Origin of the sequence: Cohaesibacter marisflavi, from assembly GCF_900115225.1 — a bacterium.
In the GTDB taxonomy this organism is placed as follows: Bacteria; Pseudomonadota; Alphaproteobacteria; order Rhizobiales; family Cohaesibacteraceae; genus Cohaesibacter; species Cohaesibacter marisflavi.
In genome coordinates, this window is the sequence record NZ_FOVR01000002.1 from 245,657 (window position 1) to 270,377 (window position 24,721).

Genomic DNA, 24,721 nt, shown 5'->3' on the forward strand with positions numbered 1-24,721 from the left:
CGTGGCGCATATGTAGGAGAGTAACATGAGTTTGATGGGTGCAACAAACGCCGCGATCACGGGCTTGGCCGCCCAGTCGCAGGCGCTTTCGAATGTTTCAAACAACTTGGCAAACTCGGATACGACCGCATACAAGGCGTCCAAAACGAGCTTTTCAAGCCTCGTTGCTGGGTCTGGTAACAACAAGAGTGGGGGTGTGCACGCCAGCAACACGACCAATAATACAGCTCAGGGTCTTGTGACCGACTCGGCCATCTCCACGCATCTTGCCATTCAGGGCAACGGTTACTTCGTGGTCTCCGAGGAGGGGGATACATCCTCTCGCTACTACACCCGTAATGGTGAATTCGCGGTCGACAATGACGGTTACCTGATGAATGGCGACTACTATCTGCTCGGTTGGGCAACCGATGCGGATGGCAATGTGGCCGGCGGCGCCAGCAGCGTCAATCTGGACAAGATCGATTTGAGTTCCATCCAGAGTTCGGCTCAGGCAACCTCCGAGGCTTCCATTCAGGCGACGCTGCCCGGGGATGCTGTGCTGAACTCGACCTTTGAATCCAGCTTCGAGGTCTATGACTCGCTGGGAACGGCAAGCACGATTACCGCAACCTATGAAAAAACGGCTCAAAACACTTGGACGATTACCTATTCTGATCCGGTTTCTGCGGACACATCCACGACAACAGGCTCTGTGACCAGCTCGCCAATTACCGTCCAGTTCAATAATGATGGCTCTCTGGCCAGCGTTTCTGGCACCGACCTCGATATCACCTGGAATACCGGTGCGGCGGCTTCCTCAATCAAGCTTGATTTGGGGACGGTCGGTGGTTCTGACGGCCTGACGCAATATTCTTCCAACGATGTCGAGAATGCGGATATCGATGTCAAATCCATCATCGTTGATGGCCGGGCTTACGGCACGGTGGATGATATCGAAATCGAGACCGACGGGTCTGTGGTGGCTACCTTCTCCAACGGCGAAACGCGCAATATCTACAAGATCCCGGTCGCCACATTCATCAACTCCGATGGACTGACTGAAGACAGTGATGGCATCTACGCGATTTCAACTTACTCGGGCAACGCGACCCTGCATACAGCAGGCACGGGCTCGGCAGGCAGCCTGAAGAGCAGCTCGCTGGAATCCAGCACCGTGGACACCAGCACCGAATTTGCCAGCATGTTGTCCGCCCAGCAGGCCTATTCCTCTGCGTCCCAGATCATTTCAACTGCCGGCGACATGTTTGACAGTCTCCTGCAAGCCGTGCGGTGATTTTCATGTCGGATGATCTGGCCCATTGCAAGGCTGAGCTCAGGCGCCTCAAGGCTGAAATCCGCCGCTATGAGAGAGAGCCGGACCGTGCGTCCGGCAAACTCCTGCTGTTGGTTGCCCGAAATGCTCTGAAGGACTTGATAAAGCATATGCGGGGCCAGCAGGCGAACATCAAGAATAAGCGCTCTCGCTCAACAAAAGCCAACCAGGTGGCAAACGCCTATTCTCAGTTGAACCAGTTTCGAAAAACGAACAAAGGCTAAGGGTGAACCATGCACGACGAACTCAATACCAAGATGGTCCATTCCGAGCGTGATATCGAACGCATCGAAAGCGCCATTGATGAAGCGATCACGGTGGCTGATGAACTGATCCGCATTGCCGGAGAAGAAAATCAGCGTCTCGAAAGCGGCCGCCCCACTTCATTGGACGATCTGCTTGTCAGAAAACACAAGCTGGCTGGCGAGTTTGATGCTTTCTTCAAGCGCTTCAAGGCTGAACGCGAGGTCTTTCTCTATGCCTCGGATGAGAAGTTCAACAGTTTGCAGGATCGTATTCAGATCCTTGCCCAGTCCTTTATGGAAAATGCCAACCAGTTGAACCGAGCGATGTCGGCCAATGAAAGGCGCATCAGTGCCATCATGCGGGCCATTCGCGACAATCAGGATGCTAGCGCCTTGCCATCCTACGGGGCTGCTGGGCAAAGCGCTTCCAGCACGCCACATGCTGCGTCCCTCAAGGGAGGGCGCAAGGTTTGAGGATTGCGCCTCTCTGGCTTCGGTTTCCGATGATGCAAGAGAGGCCTGGACACCAATATGGTTTTTGCGCCTTCCAGCGCAGGAGGAACAAAAGCCAATAGAGGGAATAGCCAATGACATCGCTGAATGTTGCCCGATATATCGCCTCCAGTTCGCTGGGCGCGACACAGGTTCAGGTATCCGTGACGGCAAACAATATTGCCAACGCAGACACCGAAGGCTATACGGTGAAATCTGCTTCAGCCAGTTCTCGCGCCTACGAGGGCGTTGGCGGGGGCGTGTCAGTTGATGGCGTTTCCTCTTCTGTCAGCAAATATCTCCTGACCGATCTGCTTGAGGCCACCTCGGGAGCGGCTTCGGCCACAAAGACCGCTGAATATCTGAGTGAGCTGCAGTCCTCACTTGGAACGTTGGAAGATCAAACTGGCGCGGGCACATCGCTTGGCTCGACGATTGCAGATTTCGAAGAAGCCTTGACCCAACTGGCCACAACACCCGAAAGCACGGCGCTGGCCAATAATGCGGTGACCGCTCTGGAAGACCTCACCAGCCAGATCAGGGATACGGCGTCCGATCTTCAGGGCATGGTGGACAAGGCAGATCAGGAGATTGCCGCAAGTGTGGATGATGTCAATGAAGTGCTTGAGACGATCGATGAACTCAATGATTTGATCCGCACTGAAAAGGCAGCAGGCAACAGCACAGCCAATCTGGAAGATCAGCTCAACTCGGCCCTGACGGATTTGTCGGGCACGTTGGACATCAAGACCTTTCCATCGGCAGATGGCACCACGAAGGTCTATACCACCACCGGACAAATACTCGTAGGGTCGACGGCGCATCTTCTCTCAACCGGCCTCGATGCCGAGGGGCAGACGACGATATCCGTCAATGGATCGGACATAACCAGCCGTCTTAATGGTGGCAACAGTAAGATTGGTGCCCTGCTGGAACTCAGGGACGAGACCCTGCCGGAGTATCAGGCTGCTCTTGATGAGATGGCGACGACCATGATCACGACCCTGAATGGGGTGGCGGGGCTGAGTGGTGATATTCTGACAGGCACCAGCGCCAGCGACATAGCGGTTGAAACCACGGTGAAGGATGATCCGACCACTCTGTTGGGAACCGGCAACGGCGCCACGACGGCGAACAATCTGCTTGATGCTCTTCAGGGAGATACGAGCTTTTCTGCTGCTGGCAAGCTCTCTGCGGGAGACCGGACATTCTCCGAATATGCGACGGAAATTCTATCCGCTGCGGTGTCTGATGCCCAGAGCGCCTCTACCTCCCTCAATGCAGCCGAGGCAGACATGACTGCCGCGACGGATGCAATTTCATCAGCGTATGGCGTGAATGTCGACGAAGAGACGGCGCGCTTGTCAGAGCTTGAGCAGCTTTACTCAATCGCTTCTACCATTTTGAGTACCTTGCAGGAGATGTTTGATGACCTGCAAGCGGCAGTTTCATAGGTGACGATATGGCAATGCGCGTAGCTACATTCCAGACAACCTCTGCCCTGATGCAAAAGACGATGACCACGCAGGCTAGATTAGCTGAAGTGCAAGCGCAGCAGGCCAATGGTCTGAAAAGCTCGGACTATGGCGGCTTGGGGTCAAGTGCGGGCAGGGTGGTTGATCTCAGCATTTCCGTCACCCGCGCCGAAGCGAATATTTCTGCGGCAAATACCGTCGTCTCGCGCAATGATATGGCCTCGTCGGTTCTTCAGGACATCACGGACATTCTGACCAATGCGCGCAGTGCGGTCTCGGCCACCCGGTCCGATGATGAACTGCAAAGCCTGCAAAATAATGCGGCCGAGTATCTCGAAGACCTCAAGACCATGCTCAATACGCAATATCAGGGGCGCTATCTTTTTTCCGGCAGCACCACCGATACTGCGCCCGTCGATTTCACCGCCTATGCGGTTGCGGATCTGACGACCGTCAATACGGACTATTACCAGGGTGATGGCTATACCCAGACGATCCGGTTGAACAATGGCCAGCAGATGGATTACGGCATCACCGCAACTGTGAGCGGCTTTGAAGAGGCCCTGCGGGCGCTTTCCTATGTGGCCGACGGCAACCTGACCGATACCAGTGAGCTGCAGGATGTGGATGCGCTACTGGTCAGTGCACAGGATAGCGTGATTGCTGCCACTTCCAAGGCCGGGAATACGTCAAGCCGTTTGGGAAGCTACATCGAGAATGAAGAGGATTTCATCGCCGAGGCAGAAAATCTGGCTGCCGGAGAGACCTCTATCGATGCTGCCGAGGCCACGGTACTGGCGACGTCATACGAAACCCAGCTGGAAGCCAGCTATTCCGCTCTGAGTAAAATTCTCAACCTGAATCTGTCTGACTATCTGCGTTGAGTCTGGCGCCTGAGTGCCCGGTGGCTGTTTTTCCTTCTTGGCTGTGGTAGCTTGCCATGGTCATCTCCCTGTCATGATTGAGCGCCTAAAAGGGCTGCAAGCCTGTTGGCGCATCCTTCTGCGAACAGGTGCGCGTAAAAAAGCCAATCAAAACAAAAGGAGTGCGCTTGTGAAACTCGACCCATCCAGACAACAGGCTTTGATCAATCTTGTCCGGCAAGCGGCAGAAAGCGAAATCATGCCGCGCTTTCGCCATCTCTCGCCCGAGTCCGTGCGGATCAAGACACGGCATGACGATCTGGTGACTGACGCCGATGTGGCCTCTGAAGCCAAGATCAGCAAGGGCGCACTTGAGATCCTCCCAGAGGCCCTGATCATTGGCGAAGAAGCGGTTGCCGCCGATCCTTCCATTCTGGACAAGATGAGCGATGCCGATTGGGCCGTCATCATCGATCCGGTGGATGGCACATGGAATTTCGCCAACGGCCTGACGCAGTTCGGCGTCATTCTCGCGGTAACCTACAAGGGCGAAACCTGCTTCGGTCTTCTCTATGATCCGGTAATGGATGACTGGATCATGGCCAGCCGCGGCGAGGGGGCATGGTTCTGCCGCCCCGATGGGAAGCCCATCCGCCTGGAAACCTCCGCGCCAAAGTCTTACGGCGAGTTGGAAGGAATGCTGCCGCTGTTCATTTTCCCTCAGAACCAGCGGGAACGTTTGGCAGCCCAGATGGCTGCCCAGTTTGGTCGCCTTGATTGCCTCAAATGCTCTTGCCACGAATATCGCATGCTGGCGCAGGGGCGGGCGGATTTCATCCTGAGCCCCAAGAAGAATCCATGGGACCATGCTGCTGGCGTCTTGATCACGCAGGAAGCGGGCGGCGATGCGGTTTGTCTGGATGGCCGCCCTTACAAGCCGACCGATCATACAGGGTCGTTCATTGTGGCGCATAACAAGCAAAGCCTCGAGGCCCTGCGCAAGGAGCTCGCCTGGCTGGATGCCGAGTAAGCGGCAGTCTTGCCCATCCCATAAGAAAGCCCCGCAGCAGCGACGCTGGCGGGGCTTTTGCTTTTGAGTGACGGGCAAAGCTCCGTCTAGAAGAAGCGGCGGGATGAGAAGCCGTCAACGCTGAGGCATGGCTCCTGACCGGTGACAAGGTCGGCCGTCATCTTGCCCGTGATCGGCCCAACGGCAAAGCCCATATGCCCATGGCCAAAGTTGAAATAGAGGCCCTCATGCTGGCGCGATTCTTCGATCAGCGGCAGGTTGTCCGGGAAGCAGGGGCGGAAGCCCATCCACGGTTCATCTTCAACCGGCTTGCCGATCGGATAGAGTTTCTTGGCCCATTTGGTGGCCTTTTTAATCTGAACCGGCGTCTTGCGTGTATCCCGTGCGGCAAATTCAATGCCGCTCGTCAGCCGGATGCCATCTTCCATCGGGGTTAGAAGAAAGCCGATATCTTCATCCACGACAGGACGGATCATGCTGGCGCCATTGTCACTGGCAAAATGCTGATGATATCCGCGTTTGACTTCAAGCGGGAATTTATAGCCGAAGGGTTTGAGCAGATCCATGCTCCATGCGCCAAGGGCGATGACTACCTTGGGGGCGGTGACCGGACCATCTTGAGAAGACACTATCCAACCGCCATTTTCCTGCTTCAGGCTGCGCGCGTCGCCAAGCAGCAAGGCTCCGCCACGCCCCTTGAACAGTTCGGCATAGGCCTGCGTCACGCCGCCGGGAGAGGAAACAGAAACGCAGCCTTTCCAGTGAATGGCTCTGTCCTGCTCGGTGAAATGGAAGGAGGGCTCAAGCGCCTCCAGCTCTTTCTTGCCTACAATGTCATATTCAACGCCAAACTCGTCGGCATAGCCGAGAGTGCGGGCAGTGGATTCAAAGCTTTTCGGGCTGTGATAGAGATTGATCCAGCCGGTTTCGCGGAACTTGTCCATGATGCCGGCGTCGCGCGCGAAATGGAAATGCTCTGTTGCCGAAACCTGACGCAAGGGCGTAACGCGCCGTGCATAGGAGGAAATGCCAAAGGGCGTGGAAAGCCTCCACATGGCAAACAACCAAGGCGCAAGGCGTGGCATCATCGTGGGGTGATAATGCATCGAAACCTGGGTGTTGCTGCCATATTTCATCAGCGGCACGATCTCACTGGGAATGACCAGCGGCACATGGCCGTCTTTCTCGATGATTCCGGCATTGCCGTAAGAGGCTTCAAGGCCCGGTTCCTGACGATCCAGAATGGCAACTTTCAGGCCGCGCTCCTGCAGATGCAGGGCAGTACTTACGCCAACAATGCCGGCACCCAGGACGATAACATCATATGACACAGCAATACTCCTAAAGCATTTCCCAAAAGAAAGCGGCCTCTTGTTGGGCCTCTCGTTCGGCTTCTTGGGAACAGACGAAAAATGATTGAAACAAAGAAGGGGCCGGGTCGTCCAAACCCAGCCCCCTTGACTTACATATCCTTGGCGTCCTGAGGCAGAACGTCAAGCGGAATGTCCTGATAGCAGACTGGCCGCAGGAAACGACGGATGGACATGGTGCCAACCGACGTCGCACCAAAGTTGGTGGAAGCCGGGAACGGTCCGCCATGCACCATGGAGTCGCAAACCTCAACCCCTGTCGGGAAGGCGTTGGCCAGAATGCGGCCCGCCTTGCGCTCAAGGATCGGCAACAACTTGCTGGCAAGCGGTTTGTCTGCGTCGTCCATCAGCATCGTGGCGGTCAGCTGCCCTTCAAAGCTCTTGGCGATGGTGAGCATTTCCTCTTCGTCCTTTGCCGTGACGATGATGCCCATCGGGCCGAAAACCTCTTCCTTCAACGTCTGATTGGAGAGCCAGTCCGCGCCGGAAACCATGAACAGGTTCGGCGTTGCATTGCGCATGTCGCACATGGAAGTGAGCAACTCGCGGACGCTGGTTTCAGAAGCAACTGCGGCAACGCCCTTACGGTAGGTGTCGGCCATGCTTGATGTCAGCATGACTTGCTCTCCCACTTCCTTAAGGCCTGCAACTGTTGCCTGACCAAAGGCTTCGGCCTGTTCTTTCAGAATGATGGCAAGGCCCGGGTTGGTGCAGAACTGCCCGGCTCCGATGGAAAGGGAACCAGCCCAGCCTTTGCCCAGCTCTTCGCCTTTGGCCTTTACGGCTTCGGGCAGCACGAACATCGGATTGACCGAGCCAAGCTCGCCAAAGAATGGAATGGGTTCAGGCCGCGCAACACAAAGATCATAAAGCGCCTTGCCGCCCCAGAAGGAACCGGTAAAGCCGACGGCCTTGATCAGTGGATGCTGCACAAGAGTGGTGCCCACATCGCGACCACCGCCCTGAACAAGGCTGAAGACGCCCGGATGGATGCCGCACTTTTTGACGGCAGCAACAATCGCATCCCCGACGATTTCACCCGTGCCCGGATGGGCGCTATGGCCTTTGACCACCACGGGGCAACCAGCCGCCAGAGCGGCAGCGGTGTCGCCACCGGCAACAGAAAAGGCCAATGGGAAGTTGGAGGCGCCAAACACGGCCACCGGCCCGATCGGACGCTGCATGAGCCGCAAATCAGGGCGCGGTGCTGGCTGACGATCTGGCAGGGCTTCCGTGAGACGACGGTCGAGATATTCACCATTGCGGATGTGATTGGCAAACATGCGCAGCTGGCCGGTCGTGCGGCCCCGCTCTCCCTCAAGACGTCCTGTCGGCAGGCCGGTTTCCAGATTGCCTGTCTCGGTAATCTCGGCAGCACGCGCCTCGATTTCATCGGCGATGCATTCAAGGAAAGCCGCGCGCTCTTCGCGGGAGGAATAGCCATAGGACCAGAAAGCCTCTTCCGCAGCCTCACATGCCTTTGCTACAAGGTCAGGTGTGCCTTTTGAAAAATCATGTGCTGGTCCGGAGACGGGCGCTGAGGAGAAAATCTCTTCGCTTTTGACCTTCTCACCCGCGATCAGATGGCTGCCGTGGGGGGTATAGCTCATGGATATATCCTTTTGCTGCAAGAAAGACTTGATGTTCTGACGACACAGATAATACAATTTGTATGCATTTGGCAACCGGAGGATTTCCCGTTAGGGTCGGGAACCACAATTTGTCGCAAATTTAGCTACAGTTTAGAGAACGAAATACGCTTTTTGAACGATAAGAGGACGATATGTCACAAAAAGAAACGGTCACCATCGAAGCGCTGGAAGCGCGTGTTTCCCAAATCTTTGAGAAGATTGGCGCGCTTCGGGATGTGGCGGATTGCCTTGCCCACGTCATCGTGGCTGGCGAACGCGACCATTGTGCGGCGCATGGGCTTTACCGTATCGAGGGATGTCTGCGCACCATCAAGGCTGGACAGGTAAAACCGGATGTCGAGCCTGCTCTGATGTCGAGCGACGGGGCGATCGTCAAGGTGGATGCAAAAATGGGCTTCTCCAATCCGGCTTTCGCTTTTGGGTTGCCGCTGCTGGTGGAAAAGGCCAGAGAATTCGGCCTTGCCGCAATGGTGATACAGGACTGCACACACTTCTCCGCGCTCTGGCATGAAACCGAGGCCATCGCCGCCCATGGGCTTGCTGGCCTTGCCATGTGCCCAAGCTATGCCACTGTAGCGCCATTTGGCGGCAACGCACCCTTGCTTGGCACCAACCCGCTGGCCTTCGGCTGGCCGCGCCCTAACAAAGATCCTTATGTTTTTGACTTTGCCACCAGCATGGCGGCGCGTGGTGAAATAGAGCTTTACAATCGGGCTGGCAAACCGCTGCCGCAAGGGTGGGGCATCGACAAGGATGGCAAGGAAACTACCGATCCGGCTGCCGTTCTGGAAGGCTCCATGTTGCCATTTGGCACCCACAAGGGCTCGGCTATTTCTACCATGATAGAATTGCTCGCAGGTGCCATGATCGGCGATCTGACCAGCCCCGAAGCATTGGAAGCGCTGGGCACCACAACGCTGGCCCCTCATCATGGCGAACTGATTCTGGCGCTCGACCCGATCAAATTCTCTGCCGGGCGCACGGACAACCCGTTTGAGCGCGCCGAAATGATGCTTGATGCCATCGCCGGACAGGGCGCGCGCCTGCCGTCTCAGCGACGCTTTGCCGCCCGCAAGCAAACGCTGGCTGAAGGAATCTCGCTGGATGAAAATCAGCTGGCGCTGCTGGCGAAGTTTGAGGAAAAGGGGCTGGACGGGGTTAGCCTCTGACCACTCTAGGCCCTGCCAAGGCGAAAAAAACGGAACCCTTTTGCAATAGCAGAAGGGCTCCGCAGGGGGACTGGGTAATAGAGAAAGTGTGTCTTACCCAAGATATGGAGCGAGTGAAGGCTGCTTGCTCCAATTTGCGTACCAGTCATCAAACAGCTTGAGCTGTGTGGCGATATAGCCCTTCTGGCTTTCGCTCAAGACATCCGTCTCATTGAAGTTGAGCGTATATTCGGCCTTGCCGCGCAGAACCATCATATATTTGAAGCTGAGAACCAGATCTGGCATCTCATCAAACTTGGACAGAACCGCCAGCGACGCTTCCAGCTCAAGGGCCAGTCGACGGGCTTCTGTGTTGCCTTTCACGGCATCTTTGCAAAGTGCGATCATCAACAGCACTTCTTTTGGCAGGATGTTACCGATACCGGTGATGGCCCCTTGTGCACCGCAATTGACATAGCCATGGAAAACGGCCGTATCCACACCAACCATCAAGAGCGCATCGTCACTATCGCTGCTGGTCATGTTTTCTGCTGCATAGGAGAGCGCGGCTACGCCACCAAATTCCTTGAAGCCGACCAGATTCGGATGGGTCTTGCGCAGCTCGAAGAAGAGATCCGCTTTGGTGGCAAAGCCATAATAAGGGCTGTTATAGATCACGCCGGGCAGATCAGGTGCCGCAGAAAGAACGGCTTCGAAATGGGCCTTCTGGGCGGCAGCAACAGAGGTGCGGGAAAGCTGGCGCGGGATGATCATCAGGCCCTTGGCGCCGACTTTCTGCGCATGAGCAGCGTGGGCGGCAGCCATTTTGGTATTCATGGCGCCCAGACCGGCAACGACGGGAAGGCCTGCTTCGACCAGAAGCTCAACGCCTTTCATGCGCTCCGCATCCGTCAGCAGAGGCCAGTCGCCCATGGAGCCGCAATAGACAACGGCGCCCATTCCGGCGTCGATCATTTCCTTGCCTTGTTTGACAAGAGCGTCATAGTCGGGGGTGCGGTCTTCTTTGCATGGCGTCATCAGAGCAGGCATGCAGCATGTGAAAATAGTGGAGTCCATGTGATTGTCCCAAGAATTATCCGAAAACCCGACCGGTCCCGCCTTTTCGGGGTGGATAGAAAGATCTATGTTTATGCAGAGACAATACCAGTTGTATTTTAATTGTCGACATGAAATGTTACAAAAGGCACGGCTTTTTTGCTTTCTGTTGATAGGACGTATGAAATGGAGCAGATCCTTATGAATGATTCCAAGAAAATTCTGTTTGAGAATCGCCTCTCGCGGCTCAGAGCGCGCATGGCGGAGATAGGGACGGATCTGGTCGCTGTGGGGCCGACTTCGAACATGGCCTGGTTGGCAGGCGTCTCTGCGCATGGGGATGAGCGGCCGGTGATGGTGCTGGTCACCCAGAAGGATGCCGCCTTCCTGATGCCGGCGCTCAATCAGGATAGCGTACGCCAGCATACGGATCTGCCTTTCTACTGCTGGACCGATGCCGATGGCGCTACAGGCACCTTGAACAAGATGCTGGCCGACTTCGGCCTTGCGAGGCAAGGTGTGTCGGTGGCTGTAGATGAAGCGATGCGCGCCGATTTTGCTCTGCTGCTGCTGGATGCGCTGCCGGATAACAAACGTCAGTTCCTTGGTGATACGCTTGGATATCTGCGCTGTCGCAAGGATGAAACGGAATATGCCCAGCTCAAGGAAAATGCCGTGCTGACCGATGCCTGTGTCACCGCAGCCTTTGACCATCTGCAGGTGGGCATGACGGAGCTGGATGTCATCAAATTCATCGATGACTATTTTGCAAGCCACGGCGCAACCACGGAATTTGCCAGCGTCTGCTTTGGCGGCAATGGGGCATTTCCTCATCACGACAGCGGCGAGACAAAGCTTCAAGAGGGCATGCCTCTGATGATCGATCTGGGGTGCCGCAAGGGGGGCTATCCAAGTGACATGACTCGTTCGGGCTATTTCGGGGCCAAACCGGAAGGCTATGAAGAGATCGCAGTCGTCGTGGAGGCGGCGGTCAAGGCCGCTCTTGCTGCGGCCAAGCCGGGCGTGAAAGCCAGCGCCATTGATGATGCCGCCCGCTCGACCATTGCCAAGGCTGGCTATGGTGAAAAGTTCCTGCACCGCACTGGTCATGGACTGGGTATCGACGTGCATGAGCATCCCTACATGTCGGCCAGTTCAGAGACAATCCTTGAAGAAGGCATGGTCTTTTCCATCGAACCGGGCATCTATCTGGCAGGCCAGTTCGGCGTGCGTCTGGAAGATATCGTCATCATGCGCAAGGATGGGCCGGAAATCCTGTCCGACAAAACGCGTGACCTGATTGCAGCCAAGTGATGGCTTGTCCTGAACTCTGCTCTTTAAGGAGAGTGCAATGACTTATATGACATTTCCCGGTGTCGCCTATCGCGATATCACGCTGCCGGTTCCCCTGGATTGGGCCAAACCGCAGGGAGAAGGTCTGACGCTGTTTGCCCGTGAGGTGGTGGACCCTGTGCGCAAGGAGGAAGATCTGCCGTTGCTCGTCTTCCTTCAAGGTGGCCCCGGTGGCAAGGGCCCGCGCCCACAAGGGGGCGGCCCGGCATGGCTTAAAACCGCACTCAAGACACACCGCGTCGTGCTGCTCGATCAGCGCGGCACGGGGCGGTCCTCACCGGTGGAAGGGCGCCATATGCAGCGCTTTGCCTCCGGCGAAGAGGGGGCTCGTTTCCTTGCCTGCTTCAGGGCAGACAGCATCATTCGCGATTGCGAGCATCTGCGCAAAGAGGTCTATGGTGGCCGCAAATGGTCGAGCCTTGGCCAGAGCTATGGCGGTTTTCTGACCCTGTGCTACCTCTCCATGGCCCCAGAGGCGCTGGAAGCCTGCTATGTAACGGGCGGATTGGCCGGGATTGAGGCCCGTGCGGAAGATGTCTATGAGCGCACCTTCCTGCGGGTGGCTGAAAAGAACCGGCATTATTATGCCCGCTATGAGGCCGATAGGGATGTGGTTGCCCGCATCGCTGATCGTCTGGCAAGTGACGACATTCGCCTGCCAGATGGAGACCGGTTGACTGTGCGCCGGTTGCAAACCCTCGGTATGGCCTTCGGCATGAAGCCGGGTTACGAGATGGTGCATTGGTTGATCGATGAAGCGCTCGATGGCGATGGCACCCTGACCGACAGCTTCCTTTCTTCCATTATGGTGGAAACAGGTTATGCCACCAACCCGCTTTTCTGTGTGCTGCAAGAGGCCATCTATGGCCAGCATGGCAACGCTTCCAACTGGGCGGCGCAACGGGAGCGGGAAAAGCATGCCGCTTTCGCAGAGAGCCATCGGCCCTTGCTTTTTACCGGCGAAATGATGTTCCCGTGGATGTTTGAGGAGATCAGGGCGCTCAAACCATTCCAGGCGGCAACAGAGGCACTGCATGCCATGCCGCTGGAAGAACAGCTCTATGACAAGGCGCGTCTGGCCGCCAACGAGGTGCCTGTTGCGGCTGCCGTCTATTTTGATGACATGTATGTGGATGCAGGCCTGTCACTGGAAACAGCCGGTCGGGTTGGCAATCTCAAGGCGTGGGTGACCAACGAATATGAGCATGACGGCTTGCGTCAGGACCCGCGTGTTTTGGCGCGTCTGATGGATATGGTCGCAGGCAACGAATAGCCGAGGCTTGTGCGAGATAAAAATAAAGCGCGGAGCAAGGCCCCGCGCCAGTTTGCCTTCAAGCTGTTTAGTCTGCTTTAAAGCACCGTAAAACCGTGGGCATAAGGGTCGCGATCATCAATGAAGATGGTGTTGAACCCGGTCTGGCGTGCCCAGCCGCCGATAGATGGAATGATGGCATCCTTGTCGCCGACCTTGGCGGCGGCTTCTACCCGTCCCTTGAACAGGCTGCCAATGATGCTCTCGTGAATGAAGGCATCGCCGACACCCAGCCGCCCCTTGGCGACCCAATGGGCCATGCGGGCAGAAGTGCCTGTACCGCAAGGGGAGCGATCAATGGCCTTCTCGCCATAAAAGACTGCGTTGCGGGCTGTGGCTTCCGGCGCCAGCGGCTTGCCGGTCCACAGAATATGGCTTAGGCCGTTGATGGCCGGATTCTCCGGATGCACAAAGTCGTATTTTTCATTGAGCGCCGCACGTAGCTTGGGTGAGAAGCCTACCAGCTCACCGGCTGAGAAGTCGGCCATATCCTTGTAGCAATCCTGAGGCTCGACTATGGCGTAGAAATTGCCGCCATAGGCCACATCCACATGCACTTCTCCAAGCCCGTCAATCTCGGCAGTCATGTCTTCAGCATAAAGGAAGGCGGGCACGTTGGTCAGCCGGACCTCTTCCACATAGCGGCCTTCCTGCCGATACTCTACGGTGACCAGCCCGGCGGGCGTATCCAGACGAAGCTTGCCCGGTTCCTTTGGGGTCACCAGACCGTTCTCGATGGCCATGGTCACAGTGCCAATGGTGCCGTGGCCACACATGGGCAGACAGCCTGAGGTTTCAATGAACAGGACGGCGATATCGCAATCATCCCGCGTTGGCGGATAGAGAATCGATCCGGACATCATGTCATGACCGCGCGGTTCAAACATCAGCCCTGTGCGAATCCAGTCAAATTCGGCCAGAAAATGTGCCCGTTTCTCTATCATGGTGCTGCCTTCCAGCTGCGGGGCGCCGCCCGCAACTAGTCGCACCGGATTGCCACATGTATGGCCATCAATGCATTGAAATGTATGGTTTTTCATCGGATACTCTGCTCAGGTGATGCGCTTTGTGCTCTGTGCGTTTCTTTTCTCGCATTGACACGTTAATATGTCGACAATTAAAATACAAACATTTGCTTCAGGACTTTCAAGATATTCGCTAGAAATATTCATCGCAACATCGTTGGGCAGCAAGGGCATGACCGAAACAAAAGAGAAAAAATCGACCAAGGGACCCTATAAGAGAGGCGCAGGCGTTGGCCATGTCTATCAGACCCTGCATCGTGAAATCATAGAATTGAAGATTGCGCCAGGCAGCCCGATTGATGAGCTGCAGCTGGCGGCGCGTTTTTCCATGTCGCGCACTCCCATCCGCGAAGCGCTGGTTCGTCTGGCTGCGGAAGGCCTAATCACAACGCTGCCCAACAGGGCGACCATCGTTTCCAATATCGATTTTCTCAATCTCTCGCAGTTCTTCGATGCACTGACCCTGATGTATCGCGTCACGACGCGACAGGCCGCCGCCAACTATGAAGAAGGCGATCTGGCCGATATCAATCACTGGAAGGATCTCTACGCCAAAGCGGTGGAAACGCGCGATGTCTTCGAGATGATCGCTACCAACCGCGAATTCCATCTGGCCATCGCAAAGGCAGGGCGCAACCGCTATTATGTCGAGCTGTTCACCCGTCTTCTTGATGAGGGACGGCGTATCCTGCGTCTCTATTACCAGTCCTACAATGATGATATCCCACATCTTTATGTCGATGAACATGAGAAGATGATCAAGGCCATCATGGGGCGCGATCTGGCGTTGGCAGACAAACTGGCAGCAGAACATGCAGATCAGATCGTACGCCAGATCCAGTCCTATATCGCAGCTGATACGCGGGTGAATGGCTCCCTTGCGCTTTAGCTTTACGCTGGAAAGACCGGGCTCTCAGAGCCCGGTTGCCTATTTGCTTTGCGCATATTCCCAGGCAGGGAAGGGGTCAGGCAGATGCTCATAGAGGGAAGGGTCGAATGGCCCTTCACCAACAGGAGCCGCCAGAGCCCTATCCAGCATCGAGCAGATGCGATCCTTGTTCATTTCACCCAGCATGCCGATAAAGACGATCTGCTGGCGCCGGTCTCCATAGTGAGGGTCAAGCACCGCCTTGAGCTGTTTGCGCGTCGCACGATCCTTGGGCCAGCGATCCTGAGGCACGGACGCCCACCAATAGCCCAGCGGACCTGTTCGGGCCATATTGCCTGCAAGGCTATATTCGCCGACAATGCGGTGGCGTGTGGCCAGCCAGAAATGCCCTTTGGCGCGGATCACGCCGGGCAGTGGCGTCTGGGTGAATTCGTGAAATTTCTCCGGAAGCAAGGGGCGGCGGGCCGTCCAGACAAAGCTGGTGATGCCGAATTCGGAATCCTCTGGCATGTGGTCAGCAAAGCCGTAAAGTTCCTTGTACCATTGAGGATGCTCATGGGCGCGTTGGAAATCAAACAGACCCGTATTGAAAATGGCGTCAGGCTCGACCGCTCCAAAGTCCGTTTCGATCAAGCGGGCTCCGGGGTTGAGACCATGAATGATGGAGCGGGCCGCGTCCAATTGTTCGCGGGTGGCGTCTGACACCTTGTTGAGAATGATGATATCGGCAAATTCGATCTGATCCACGAGCAGGTCAGCCAATGTCCGCTCATCATGGTCGGAAAGATCCGCCTTGAGCACTTCCCTGTCAGCCAGGAAATCCTTCGAGTCGAAATCCTTGAGCAGATGAACTGCGTCGATCACAGTTGCCATTGTGTCCAGACGGGCAACATCATTGAGGCTGCGCCCCTCTTCATCGCGAAATTCAAAGGTTGTCGCAACGGGCAACGGCTCGGATACGCCGGTACTTTCCACCAGCAGATAGTCAAAGCGCCCTTCTTCAGCCAATTGCCGCACCTTGACCAGAAGGTCATCGCGCAAGGTGCAGCAAATGCAGCCATTGCTCATTTCCACCAGCTTCTCTTCTGATTGGTTGAGCGTGGATTCTTCGCGTACCAGATCTGCGTCAATATTCACTTCGCTCATATCGTTGACGATGACGGCAACCCGCCGGCCATCCCGATTGTTGAGCACATGGTTGAGGAGGGTTGTTTTTCCGGCGCCAAGAAATCCTGAAAGCACGGTAACAGGCAGCCGCTTGTCGATTTTACGTCGTCTGAACATCTATTTACCATATGAAATGTTATAACATGGCAAATATCAGTCTCCAGAGTGGCCCGTCAAGCGTTCAAAAGGGGGGGGCGGAATGATGAGGCATAACTGCCTGTGGCAAATTGTCCTTTGAAACCAAAGACAAGGCCGTAGGCTACCCATAGACCAGACAGCCGGACAGACAAACAGCCGCCAGCCAGACAAACTGAGATAAAAAAACGGTGCGCCCCTGTCGGAGAACACCGTTTCAAGTGAGAGAGCCTTATTCTTGGTTTTATGCTCTACGTAAGATTTTGTTGCTTGCTTGGTTCCTGATAGCGGGCTTACTGAGCCCAGGCCAGCTTCTGGTTGACTACTGGCAGACGCAGAGCGAATGCACCGCTGCCCAGAAGGGCTATGGAGAGGTTGGTGATGGCCCAGAATAGCGGGAATTCCCAGCCGCCACCTTCGCTGGAGAAGACCCAGCCATTGCCCGAATGAACAAACAGGGCACCAATGATCGGTGGCAGGGTCAGGATGGCAACCGCACGGGTGGCGACACCGAGGATCAGGGCAGCGCCGCCAACCACTTCAGCGAAAATGGTCAGGTAGGCAAAGAGGCCAGGGAAGCCGAGGCTTTCAAAAAAGCCGACCGTACCTGGGATGGTGAAGATGAAGATCTTCATCAGGCCGTGGGCCAGAAGCAGGGCGCCAGAGATGACGCGGAGAAGAAAGGCTGCATAAGGAGCGGATTGATTGTCGATCATTATAGTGTTCCAACTGTGGTTGCGTGCAGTCTTTGCACTGATTTCACTGGTTCATTCGGTTTTATGAAAGGGCTCGTTCTTATTCTCGTTTTTTGCCCTGCATTTGCTGTACGCCCTATATGGACTTGTTTTTTAATCAATGAAATGAAGATTGTGTAGAATGACTATCCACAATTTATTCTCAATAAAGATGAGGCCTCCCCAAGCCGCAGATGGCGGACGCAAAAGAGCAGAAGCAGGCGTGTTCACCTGCACAACTGTCTTCATAGCAATGGAAATGTGGTGATGTCGGCTGCTTAAGGTTTTACATAGCGCAGGATCGTCTCAACGATCATGTCCCGCTGGGCGGGCACTTCAGCCTCGTCCCACAGGTCGATGTCAAACACGGCTCGCCAGGAATAGCGGTTGGAAACGCGCATGAAGCAGAAAGAGGAGATAAGAAAATGCAGGTGCCACGGATTGATATCCTTGCGGAAAACACCTGCTTTGGCACCACGCTCCAGAAGATCGCTGACGGTCTGGATGGCAATGGCGTTGCGCTCTACAAGGCTCTGCCGACCAGTGATATGGCGTCCCATCTCGATATTCTCGACAGACACCAGCCGGACATATTCGGGATGTTCAGCATGGTGGTCAAAGGTCACTTCCACGAGGCGGCGCATGGCCTCTTCAGGGGGGAGAGCATCCAGATGCAAGCCCTGCTCCTTGCTGCGCACCCCACCATAGGCTTCTTCCATTACGGCTGCATAGAGCTTTTCCTTGCTGCCAAAATGATAATAGATCATCGGCTTGGTGGTGCGGGTTCTGGCGGCGATCGCATCCACCCGGGCGCCGCTGAGCCCCTTTGCCGCGAATTCTTCCATGGCGGCATCAAGGATGTCCCGCCGGGTTATCTCCGCTTCTCTGCGTCGGGGAGCGGGGCGGCGCTCATCTTTGGAGGCATCCTCTTCGAGCTCCCTGACACCTGCGATCTCTTTATTGTCTCGAAGCTGCGGCGACGGTCGCTCTTCCTGAGGAGCAATTGAACCCAGGGGTGTCTCATGATCAATGACCGGAAGCTCTGAGCGCGCCGAGGCAAATTCCTGCTCAAGATCCTCCAGCATGGCGCGAGCGATCTTAACCCCTTCCGTCACATTGATGGCTCCGGTAGAACGCTCGATGACCTTGGAGCGATCTTTATATTGCGGATGCTCCCAAAGGTCTCTGGGTATCTTCTTGAGAATACCAACGCGACCATTTCGTCCGATACGCACATTCTTGGGGAGCTTTGTCATCTTCGCCTCAGGTCTTTGGAAAGTATGGAACTCCTTCCAAAGTATGGATTTTTCACTCTGTTGGTATGGATGATAGGCACTTCACGGCGCTTGTCAATATCCGTGATCTGGATCTGAACTGTTAGAAAAAGACCTTCGGTATTTGGTAAAAATACGGGTTAACCACCTAATATGTAGCGATATTCTGCAAAAACGAACTCTATCATGGGCAATATCATTCACAACAGTATGCGACGCGTTGTCGCAATAGTGGCAAATACAATACTTGTTTATTGACAAAATCTACCAGTAAGTAGTGTTGTGGGGATGTGCTGTTGTCGCGGTATGGATGATTGGGAGACCATTCATGCCTCACGCTCGTTCAGGCCGGAGCGCATTCCGGCTGTGTGAAAGACGCAAATGAACCCTTGGGAGGGGACAGAGCAAACAGCAGCATGCAGCCCGGCCACAACGGTTCGGGACGACTTGCTGGCGCTCAGGCTGACCAATCGAGCTTCGCGGCTCCATCAGATGATGCGCTCAAATAGGCTCTAGCGAGGAGAAGGAGGCGGTGAGGAATGCACCGCTTCGCCGCTCATAAAGGCGGTTACCAAAAGGGAGGCATTCAATGAACAAGGCATTTGCGAAACTCGCAATCATGGCCGTGGGGATCGGGCTAGCATTTCCGGTCATGGCAGCAGACTTCAATTTCAAATTCGCGCATTCTCAGCCAGACAGCTCCGTCCGGCATAAATCCATGCTCTTCTTCAAGGAAGCGCTGGAGAAGGAAAGCGAAGGGCGTATTTCCGTTGAGATCTTTTCGGGCAGCCAGCTGGGCAGCGAACCGGAAGTGATGGATATGGTCAAGATGGGCACCGTGCAGGGCACCCGTGGTGGCGCTTTCACCAAGGCCAACAAGAAATTCCTGATTTACACCCTGCCATTCCTTTATGACAGCACAGACGCCGTGCTCAAGGCCATGCGCAGCGATTTCGGCACCCATATCGCCGATGCAGCCAAAGCCAATGGCTATTATATTCCGGCAACCGGTGTGGCTGGCGGCTTCCGTGTGGTGACCAACAATAAGCACCCCATCAACACGCCAGCTGATGTGGAAGGCCTCAAGATCCGCACGCCGGGTATTGAAACCATCATCAAGACCTTCGAAGCCCTTGGCGCCAGCCCGACCTCCATTCCTTATGGCGAGGTCTATATGGCTCTGAAGATGGGTGTCGCAGACGGCCAGGAAAATCCTCCGAGCAATATCTCGGTGATGAAATTTTATGAAGCCCAGACCTATCTCTCCCTACTTAACTACCAGATCCATCCAGATCCCCTCTTTGTGAATCTGAAATGGTATGAAGGCCTGCCGGACGATCTCAAAACTGTTTTTGACAAGGTCTCCAAGGAAGCCATAGCATGGAGCGACGAGCATTGGCTCGCCTCCGAAGCTGACTATCTTAAATTCCTCAGCGATAAGCTGGAAGTGAATGAGATTTCGGCTGAAAACCGCGCCAAATTTGTCGAAAAGGTTCGCCCAGTCTGGGATTTCTACATCCAGAACGGCACTTTCTCCGAAGAGGAAGTCAATCAGGCCATCGAAGCTGGCAAGTGACAACCAATCTGAATAGAGCAGGCGCCGGAAGCGGGAAATCGATCCGGCACCTGCCAGAGACCACTCAAACCATCTGAAAGCTTTGACATGTCCGGTCCGGCTCCTGCCTATCAGGTGCATCCGGTGCTTCGCGCCGAAAAACTGCTGATGCACTTATTGACGTGGCTTTTGACAGCGCTCTTTGGCCTCATCTTCGTTCTGGTCGTCATTCTGGTGATCATGCGCTATGGCTTCAACACAACGATCATCGGCGGCAGCGAAGCAACCGTGATGCTGTTTATCTATACAACAGCGCTCGGTGCGGCGGTGGATATCGCCCGTGGCAAGCATATCCGCATCGACGCGCTGATCGACAGTTTGCCCTTGCGGATAAAAAGCTGGCTGGAGGGGATCAACCTGATCCTGATCGGCATTTTACACGCCATGCTGCTCTATTACAGCACGCAATGGATCTCGGTGGTGGGCAACAGCGAAGACCCTGTCCTGCATATTGCCGAAGGGCTCATCGAGGTGGCCATCCCCATTGGCTGTGCCTTTGCCATTCTCTTCTGCATCACGCGGCTGATTGCTCTGATCATGACGCCCCTTCCCAAACCCACAAACTAGCGGTGTGACAAACCATGCTCTTGCTCATTGGCAGTCTTGTCCTGTTCATGCTCATCGGTGTTCCCATCGCTTATTCGATGGGCCTGTCGGGGCTACTCTATTTTCTCGTCTATCAACCCGATCTCATCGCGGTGCTGCCCGCACGCGTCTATGCCGGCATGAACAGTTCGGTGATGTTGTCGCTGCCCCTCTTTATCGTCATGGGGCACCTGATGAACCATGGCGGCCTTACCGGTCGGCTGATTGACTTCTGCATGCTTTTCGTTGGTCGCCTCAGAGGGGGGCTCGGCTTGGTCTCTGTCCTAACGGCGATGGTCTTTGGCGGCATCTCGGGCTCGTCGGTGTCTGATGCCGCCTCCATCGGTCAGGTGATGATCCCGGCCATGAAGAAAAAAGGCTATCCGGTGCGCACCGCCACAGGCCTCATTGCTGCGTCCTCCACCATGGGCATGATTATTCCGCCCTCCATCCCAATGGTCATCTATGCCTTTGCCGCGTCGGAATCGGTCGGTCGGCTGTTTCTGGGCAGCCTGATCGCAGGCGTCATGGTGGGCGTCTTCATGCTGGGCATTGTGCTGATCATTGCCCACAAGAACCAGTTCCCCTGCGAAGAGGTGGATCTCGCCCCCGCAAAGGTTTTGCGCGGTACGATGGAAGGCCTGCCCGCCCTCCTGATGCCGCTCATCGTGGTTGGTTCTGTGGTGACGGGCATCGCAACGGCAACGGAATCGGCTGCTGTTGGGGCGCTCTATGCCTTGCTGGTCGGCCTGTTCGTCTATCGAGGCCTTACATTCAAAGATTTGCCCAAACTGTTTGGCGAGGCCATTCTCAGCTCGGCCAACGTGATGATCATCATTGCCTTTTCCGGCGTCTTCACTTGGATTCTTGCCCTTGAGCATGTCACGCAGATGATCGGCATGCTGTTTGTGCAGCTTCAGCTCGGCCCGACAACAGCGATGCTGGCTGTGGCGGTGGTCATTCTGCTGATCGGCTTCTTTGTCGATGTCAGTCCGGCCATTCTGCTGTTAACGCCGGTCTTTTTGCCGGCGCTCAAGATGCTGGGTGTGTCGCCGATCCAGTTTGGTGCAGTGTTGATTTCCGGTCTCGCCGTGGGCTTGGTGACGCCGCCGGTCGGCATGTGCCTCAATGTCTGCGCCAGCGTTTCGGGGGAGGGAATTCTGTCGGTCTTTCGTGGAGCGCTGCCCTTCCTTCTGGCAAACTTTCTTGTGGTGCTGCTGCTCTGCCTCTTCCCGGTTCTGAGCACTTGGCTCCCGTCCCTTCTGATGGGCTAGTGGGGCACTATCTGCTGGAAGAAGAGAAGAAACCCCGTAAGCACAGCTTGCGGGGTTTCTTGTGTGAAAACAGGCGGTGCTAGTTAAGCCCTGCCACCTGCCCTTTGGAGAGCCAGCGGAGCAGACCGATCAATCCTAGTGGAATGAGCGTGGTGATCATGATGGCACAAAAGGCCATGGCCATGCCCAGCCCAGCAGAGCCTTGGTCGAACTGGGTCCAGATATAGACGGCGATGGTCTGGAAACCGATGGGTGCGACCAGAAGAGATGCGACCAGCTCGCGCGAGGCCACTGCAAAGACAAGGATCATCGATGTGACCATGCTGGGCAGGATCAGCGGGAAGATGATCCGGATGAACGCCTTGAGCGGACCTGATCCGCTTACCCTTGCCGCCGATTCAAGATTGTCGCCCAGTTGGTGCAGAGAGGCGGTGGCATAGCGCACCGGTTGGGGCAGCAGGATGCAGATATAGGCCAACAGCAGAATGAAAGGCGTGTTATAGGGCGTAATTGGCAGCCAAGGCTGGTTCCACGCCAGAATGATGCCGACCGCGACGACGACGCCGGGCAGAGAATTCGGCGTGATGGACAGGGCATCCAGCACGAGACGGAAACGACCGCGTCCCTTGACCACGGAATAGGCGGTGATTGCGCCGAGCAGGCCAGCCAACAGCGCCGTGGAAACGCCAAGCGCCAGAGAGTTGCCCAAGGCGACAAGCCCCTCGCTGCCCTTGCCGAGCAGCTCATTGAAATTGTCCATGCCCATATTCTCTGCCGTCAGACCACCGGAGATGGTGCGCGACAAGGCCGTTGCCAGAATGGCCAGAATGGGCAGGCCCGTGGCCAGAAAAGTAATGAAGCCGAAATAGAGCGAAACCGGCACAGCCCAGAGGCCGAGCGCGCGTTTGTCCGAAGCCTGCGGTTTGCCACTGACGATGCGATAATCGCGCCGCGTCAGCAGCCAGCGCTGGATCATGAAGGCCACCAGAGCCATGCCCACGAGCACCAGAGACAGGGTCGCGGAACCGGGCAGGTCGATGGGCCATTCGGAAATCCGGTTCTCGATACCGGTCACCAGCACGTCAAAGCCGATCCTGCGGCCCAGCGCTGCGGGGGTGCCATATTCCTCGATGGACATGGCAAAAACCAGCAAGAGGCTAGCGGCAAGTCCGGGCATGGCGAGCGGAAAGGTAATGCGCCAGAATGAGCGCCACTGTCCCGCACCAAACACACGGCCTACATCGCTATAGCGCGCGCCGATGGTTTCGAAGGTGCGCGAGAGAACGAAATAGACCACCGAAAAGGTGTTGAGCCCCATGATGATCATGATGCCGGGCACCGAGAAAATCAGCCCGGCCAGATTGATGCCCGTCACCTGTTCCATATAGCCATGAGGCTGCAGCGTCATGATCCAGCCAAGGGCTGCGATATAGGGCGGGATCATGAAAGGGATCAGCAACAGCGCATCCCAAATGATCGCGCCGGGCACCTTGAAGAGGGCACGCAAAGCGGCAAGAGGAACAGCGAAGAGAGCGGCGAAAAAGACCGTGCCAACACCCAGAAGAAGGGTGTTTCCGGCCAGCCCGAACAGGTCTGGATCAGACAGGGTCCTGAAAAAGAGAGAGAAGGGAGCGGCCAGTGAGCCGCTCCCGATGTCTGGAAAGATTGCCTGAATGATGATGAACAGGCAGGGAACTGCAACGACGAGCAGCAGCCCGGAGGTGGCGATCCATCTTAAGAGCGCGCTTCCTTCTGCGCCTGTCGTCGTTGCCTTTGCCATCAGTTGAAGATCTTCTTGAAGCCAGCCAGAACCTCTTCGCGTGACGGCGCGCCTTCGGTGGAAAGCAGCTTCAGATCGCCGATCAGCGGACGGTCGACCTTGATGTCGGTGCGGGACGGCATCAGGTGAACCTTGGCCACTTCATTCTGGCCTTCAGGAGAAAGCACATAGTCGACGAATTTCTTCGCATCATCCTGATTTTGGGAGGATTTGAGGATCATGATCGGGCGTGGCGCAACCACGGTGCCGCTTTCAGGGAAGATGGCTTCAACGCTTTCGCCCTTGGCCGCAGCGCCCATAGTGATGTAGTCAACGCCTGCAAAAACGGCGGCCTTTGCGCCCTGCAGAACAGGGTTGAGCGCTGCCTTGTTGGCACCGGCAACGATCGCGCCATTGTCTTTGAGGCCTTCCAGCACATCAGTCATGCCATTGGCCGTAAAGGCTTCAACCAGCGTGTAGGTGCCACCAGAAGCGGCTGGATCAGGCAGGGTGACCAGATCTTTATACTCGGGCTTGGTGAGGTCGGACCAGTCGGTTGGCTTCGGGGTGCCGGATTTGGTGTTCCAGCCAATAACCAGACCGGCAACGCCCTGAGCGACAGCGGTATCGGTCTTCAGGAAGTCAGGAACCGTTTCGGCATTCGGGCTGGTGTAAGGCAGGAGCAGGCCTTTTTCGGCAAAGCTGGTTGCGGTGCCCCAGCTGGCAGAGACGACGACATCGGCAACAGGGTTGGCGCTTTCCGCTTCAAGGCGGGCCATCACCTTGCCGGTGGTTGCCTGAAACACATTGGCCTTTATGCCGGTTTTGGCGGTAAAGCCCTTGACGAGATTCTTAATCAGAGCGCCCGGACCGGCAGAATAAACGGTCACGTCTGCATGGGCAGCAGTGGATGCCATGAGGCCAAGGGTCAAAGCAAGAGTAAGACGACGCAT

The 24,721-nt window shown here is 55.9% G+C and carries 22 protein-coding genes; 13 read left to right on the forward strand and 9 right to left on the reverse strand.

Annotated features, from left to right (window positions below):
- Positions 1-25 precede the first annotated feature (25 nt).
- The 6 genes from flgE to BM258_RS04610 all read left to right on the forward strand — a co-directional run bounded on the left by flgE (position 26) and on the right by BM258_RS04610 (position 5,420).
- Entirely contained in the window at positions 26-1,276 is a 1,251-nt protein-coding gene (gene flgE / locus BM258_RS04585; RefSeq protein ID WP_090069425.1) for a flagellar hook protein FlgE, read from the forward strand.
- A 5-nt stretch (positions 1,277-1,281) separates the two neighbouring features.
- On the forward strand, positions 1,282-1,539 hold the full coding sequence (locus tag BM258_RS04590) for a hypothetical protein (RefSeq protein ID WP_139229200.1): 258 nt from the start codon (positions 1,282-1,284) through the stop codon (positions 1,537-1,539).
- A gap of 9 nt (positions 1,540-1,548) precedes the next feature.
- The gene (locus BM258_RS04595) at positions 1,549-2,034 is read left to right on the forward strand and encodes a hypothetical protein (RefSeq protein WP_090069429.1); all 486 of its coding nucleotides are present in this window, start codon (positions 1,549-1,551) and stop codon (positions 2,032-2,034) included.
- Between the two features lie 113 nt (positions 2,035-2,147).
- Positions 2,148-3,506 carry a flagellar hook-associated protein FlgK gene (flgK, locus tag BM258_RS04600; protein ID WP_090069431.1) on the forward strand — a complete coding sequence of 453 codons (1,359 nt, stop codon included), beginning with the start codon at positions 2,148-2,150 and terminating at the stop codon, positions 3,504-3,506.
- An 8-nt stretch (positions 3,507-3,514) separates the two neighbouring features.
- On the forward strand, positions 3,515-4,411 hold the full coding sequence (locus tag BM258_RS04605; protein ID WP_090069433.1) for a flagellin: 897 nt from the start codon (positions 3,515-3,517) through the stop codon (positions 4,409-4,411).
- A 169-nt stretch (positions 4,412-4,580) separates the two neighbouring features.
- The gene (locus BM258_RS04610; protein ID WP_210186657.1) at positions 4,581-5,420 is read left to right on the forward strand and encodes an inositol monophosphatase family protein; all 840 of its coding nucleotides are present in this window, start codon (positions 4,581-4,583) and stop codon (positions 5,418-5,420) included.
- A gap of 86 nt (positions 5,421-5,506) precedes the next feature.
- On the opposite strand, the gene BM258_RS04615 is transcribed toward BM258_RS04610, so the two are convergent.
- Both BM258_RS04615 and BM258_RS04620 read right to left on the reverse strand, forming a co-directional pair.
- The gene (locus BM258_RS04615) at positions 5,507-6,751 is read right to left on the reverse strand and encodes an NAD(P)/FAD-dependent oxidoreductase (protein ID WP_175527917.1); all 1,245 of its coding nucleotides are present in this window, start codon (positions 6,749-6,751) and stop codon (positions 5,507-5,509) included.
- Positions 6,752-6,882: 131 nt separating this feature from the next.
- On the reverse strand, positions 6,883-8,400 hold the full coding sequence (locus BM258_RS04620; protein ID WP_090069439.1) for an aldehyde dehydrogenase (NADP(+)): 1,518 nt from the start codon (positions 8,398-8,400) through the stop codon (positions 6,883-6,885).
- A 173-nt stretch (positions 8,401-8,573) separates the two neighbouring features.
- On the opposite strand from BM258_RS04620, the gene BM258_RS04625 reads away from it, so the two are divergent.
- Positions 8,574-9,611: an Ldh family oxidoreductase gene (locus BM258_RS04625; RefSeq protein ID WP_090069441.1), complete on the forward strand. Its 1,038-nt coding sequence runs from the start codon at positions 8,574-8,576 to the stop codon at positions 9,609-9,611.
- Positions 9,612-9,704: 93 nt separating this feature from the next.
- Here the strand turns inward: BM258_RS04625 and BM258_RS04630 are convergent, their stop codons facing one another.
- Complete coding sequence (locus BM258_RS04630; RefSeq protein WP_090069443.1) at positions 9,705-10,667, reverse strand: dihydrodipicolinate synthase family protein; 963 nt, start codon at positions 10,665-10,667, stop codon at positions 9,705-9,707.
- 165 nt (positions 10,668-10,832) lie between these two features.
- On the opposite strand from BM258_RS04630, the gene BM258_RS04635 reads away from it, so the two are divergent.
- The gene (locus BM258_RS04635) at positions 10,833-11,960 is read left to right on the forward strand and encodes a M24 family metallopeptidase (RefSeq protein ID WP_244544595.1); all 1,128 of its coding nucleotides are present in this window, start codon (positions 10,833-10,835) and stop codon (positions 11,958-11,960) included.
- Between the two features lie 37 nt (positions 11,961-11,997).
- A complete protein-coding gene (locus tag BM258_RS04640; RefSeq protein ID WP_090069447.1) occupies positions 11,998-13,272 on the forward strand; it encodes an alpha/beta fold hydrolase in 1,275 nt (424 codons plus the stop codon).
- Between the two features lie 77 nt (positions 13,273-13,349).
- Here BM258_RS04640 and BM258_RS04645 read toward each other — a convergent pair whose 3' ends face one another.
- The gene (locus BM258_RS04645; protein ID WP_090069449.1) at positions 13,350-14,351 is read right to left on the reverse strand and encodes a 4-hydroxyproline epimerase; all 1,002 of its coding nucleotides are present in this window, start codon (positions 14,349-14,351) and stop codon (positions 13,350-13,352) included.
- Positions 14,352-14,508: 157 nt separating this feature from the next.
- Here BM258_RS04645 and BM258_RS04650 point away from each other — a divergent pair, with 157 nt between their 5' ends.
- A complete protein-coding gene (locus BM258_RS04650; RefSeq protein WP_090070357.1) occupies positions 14,509-15,225 on the forward strand; it encodes a GntR family transcriptional regulator in 717 nt (238 codons plus the stop codon).
- A 39-nt stretch (positions 15,226-15,264) separates the two neighbouring features.
- Here the strand turns inward: BM258_RS04650 and BM258_RS04655 are convergent, their stop codons facing one another.
- From BM258_RS04655 to BM258_RS24605, 3 genes are all read right to left on the reverse strand, one after another.
- Positions 15,265-16,509 carry a GTP-binding protein gene (locus tag BM258_RS04655; RefSeq protein WP_090069451.1) on the reverse strand — a complete coding sequence of 415 codons (1,245 nt, stop codon included), beginning with the start codon at positions 16,507-16,509 and terminating at the stop codon, positions 15,265-15,267.
- Positions 16,510-16,820: 311 nt separating this feature from the next.
- A complete protein-coding gene (locus BM258_RS04660) occupies positions 16,821-17,243 on the reverse strand; it encodes a DoxX family protein (RefSeq protein WP_090069453.1) in 423 nt (140 codons plus the stop codon).
- A gap of 296 nt (positions 17,244-17,539) precedes the next feature.
- Positions 17,540-18,517, reverse strand: a complete 978-nt coding sequence (locus BM258_RS24605) for a TetR/AcrR family transcriptional regulator (protein WP_210186658.1) — start codon at positions 18,515-18,517, stop codon at positions 17,540-17,542.
- Between the two features lie 607 nt (positions 18,518-19,124).
- On the opposite strand from BM258_RS24605, the gene BM258_RS04670 reads away from it, so the two are divergent.
- The 3 genes from BM258_RS04670 (at position 19,125) to BM258_RS04680 (ending at position 22,009) form a co-directional block, all read left to right on the forward strand.
- On the forward strand, positions 19,125-20,111 hold the full coding sequence (locus BM258_RS04670; protein ID WP_090069455.1) for a TRAP transporter substrate-binding protein: 987 nt from the start codon (positions 19,125-19,127) through the stop codon (positions 20,109-20,111).
- Between the two features lie 87 nt (positions 20,112-20,198).
- The gene (locus BM258_RS04675; protein WP_090069457.1) at positions 20,199-20,717 is read left to right on the forward strand and encodes a TRAP transporter small permease; all 519 of its coding nucleotides are present in this window, start codon (positions 20,199-20,201) and stop codon (positions 20,715-20,717) included.
- Between the two features lie 14 nt (positions 20,718-20,731).
- On the forward strand, positions 20,732-22,009 hold the full coding sequence (locus BM258_RS04680; protein WP_090069460.1) for a TRAP transporter large permease: 1,278 nt from the start codon (positions 20,732-20,734) through the stop codon (positions 22,007-22,009).
- A 79-nt stretch (positions 22,010-22,088) separates the two neighbouring features.
- On the opposite strand, the gene BM258_RS04685 is transcribed toward BM258_RS04680, so the two are convergent.
- Positions 22,089-23,789 carry an ABC transporter permease gene (locus BM258_RS04685; protein ID WP_090069462.1) on the reverse strand — a complete coding sequence of 567 codons (1,701 nt, stop codon included), beginning with the start codon at positions 23,787-23,789 and terminating at the stop codon, positions 22,089-22,091.
- Positions 23,789-24,721 carry an ABC transporter substrate-binding protein gene (locus BM258_RS04690; RefSeq protein ID WP_090069465.1) on the reverse strand — a complete coding sequence of 311 codons (933 nt, stop codon included), beginning with the start codon at positions 24,719-24,721 and terminating at the stop codon, positions 23,789-23,791. Before BM258_RS04690 ends, BM258_RS04685 begins: the two co-directional genes overlap by 1 nt.

Coding starts and splice junctions, on each gene's coding strand:
- BM258_RS04690 (WP_090069465.1), bottom strand. CDS start 24,721: ATGCGTCGTCTTACTCTTGCTTTGACCCTTGGCCTCATGGCATCCACT.
- BM258_RS04675 (WP_090069457.1), top strand. CDS start 20,199: ATGTCCGGTCCGGCTCCTGCCTATCAGGTGCATCCGGTGCTTCGCGCC.
- BM258_RS04645 (WP_090069449.1), bottom strand. CDS start 14,351: ATGAAAAACCATACATTTCAATGCATTGATGGCCATACATGTGGCAAT.
- BM258_RS04655 (WP_090069451.1), bottom strand. CDS start 16,509: ATGTTCAGACGACGTAAAATCGACAAGCGGCTGCCTGTTACCGTGCTT.
- BM258_RS04595 (WP_090069429.1), top strand. CDS start 1,549: ATGCACGACGAACTCAATACCAAGATGGTCCATTCCGAGCGTGATATC.
- BM258_RS04620 (WP_090069439.1), bottom strand. CDS start 8,400: ATGAGCTATACCCCCCACGGCAGCCATCTGATCGCGGGTGAGAAGGTC.
- BM258_RS04590 (WP_139229200.1), top strand. CDS start 1,282: ATGTCGGATGATCTGGCCCATTGCAAGGCTGAGCTCAGGCGCCTCAAG.
- BM258_RS04635 (WP_244544595.1), top strand. CDS start 10,833: ATGGAGCAGATCCTTATGAATGATTCCAAGAAAATTCTGTTTGAGAAT.
- BM258_RS04630 (WP_090069443.1), bottom strand. CDS start 10,667: ATGGACTCCACTATTTTCACATGCTGCATGCCTGCTCTGATGACGCCA.
- BM258_RS04685 (WP_090069462.1), bottom strand. CDS start 23,789: ATGGCAAAGGCAACGACGACAGGCGCAGAAGGAAGCGCGCTCTTAAGA.
- flgE (WP_090069425.1), top strand. CDS start 26: ATGAGTTTGATGGGTGCAACAAACGCCGCGATCACGGGCTTGGCCGCC.
- BM258_RS04650 (WP_090070357.1), top strand. CDS start 14,509: ATGACCGAAACAAAAGAGAAAAAATCGACCAAGGGACCCTATAAGAGA.
- BM258_RS04605 (WP_090069433.1), top strand. CDS start 3,515: ATGGCAATGCGCGTAGCTACATTCCAGACAACCTCTGCCCTGATGCAA.
- BM258_RS04660 (WP_090069453.1), bottom strand. CDS start 17,243: ATGATCGACAATCAATCCGCTCCTTATGCAGCCTTTCTTCTCCGCGTC.
- BM258_RS04680 (WP_090069460.1), top strand. CDS start 20,732: ATGCTCTTGCTCATTGGCAGTCTTGTCCTGTTCATGCTCATCGGTGTT.
- BM258_RS24605 (WP_210186658.1), bottom strand. CDS start 18,517: ATGACAAAGCTCCCCAAGAATGTGCGTATCGGACGAAATGGTCGCGTT.
- BM258_RS04640 (WP_090069447.1), top strand. CDS start 11,998: ATGACTTATATGACATTTCCCGGTGTCGCCTATCGCGATATCACGCTG.
- flgK (WP_090069431.1), top strand. CDS start 2,148: ATGACATCGCTGAATGTTGCCCGATATATCGCCTCCAGTTCGCTGGGC.
- BM258_RS04625 (WP_090069441.1), top strand. CDS start 8,574: ATGTCACAAAAAGAAACGGTCACCATCGAAGCGCTGGAAGCGCGTGTT.
- BM258_RS04670 (WP_090069455.1), top strand. CDS start 19,125: ATGAACAAGGCATTTGCGAAACTCGCAATCATGGCCGTGGGGATCGGG.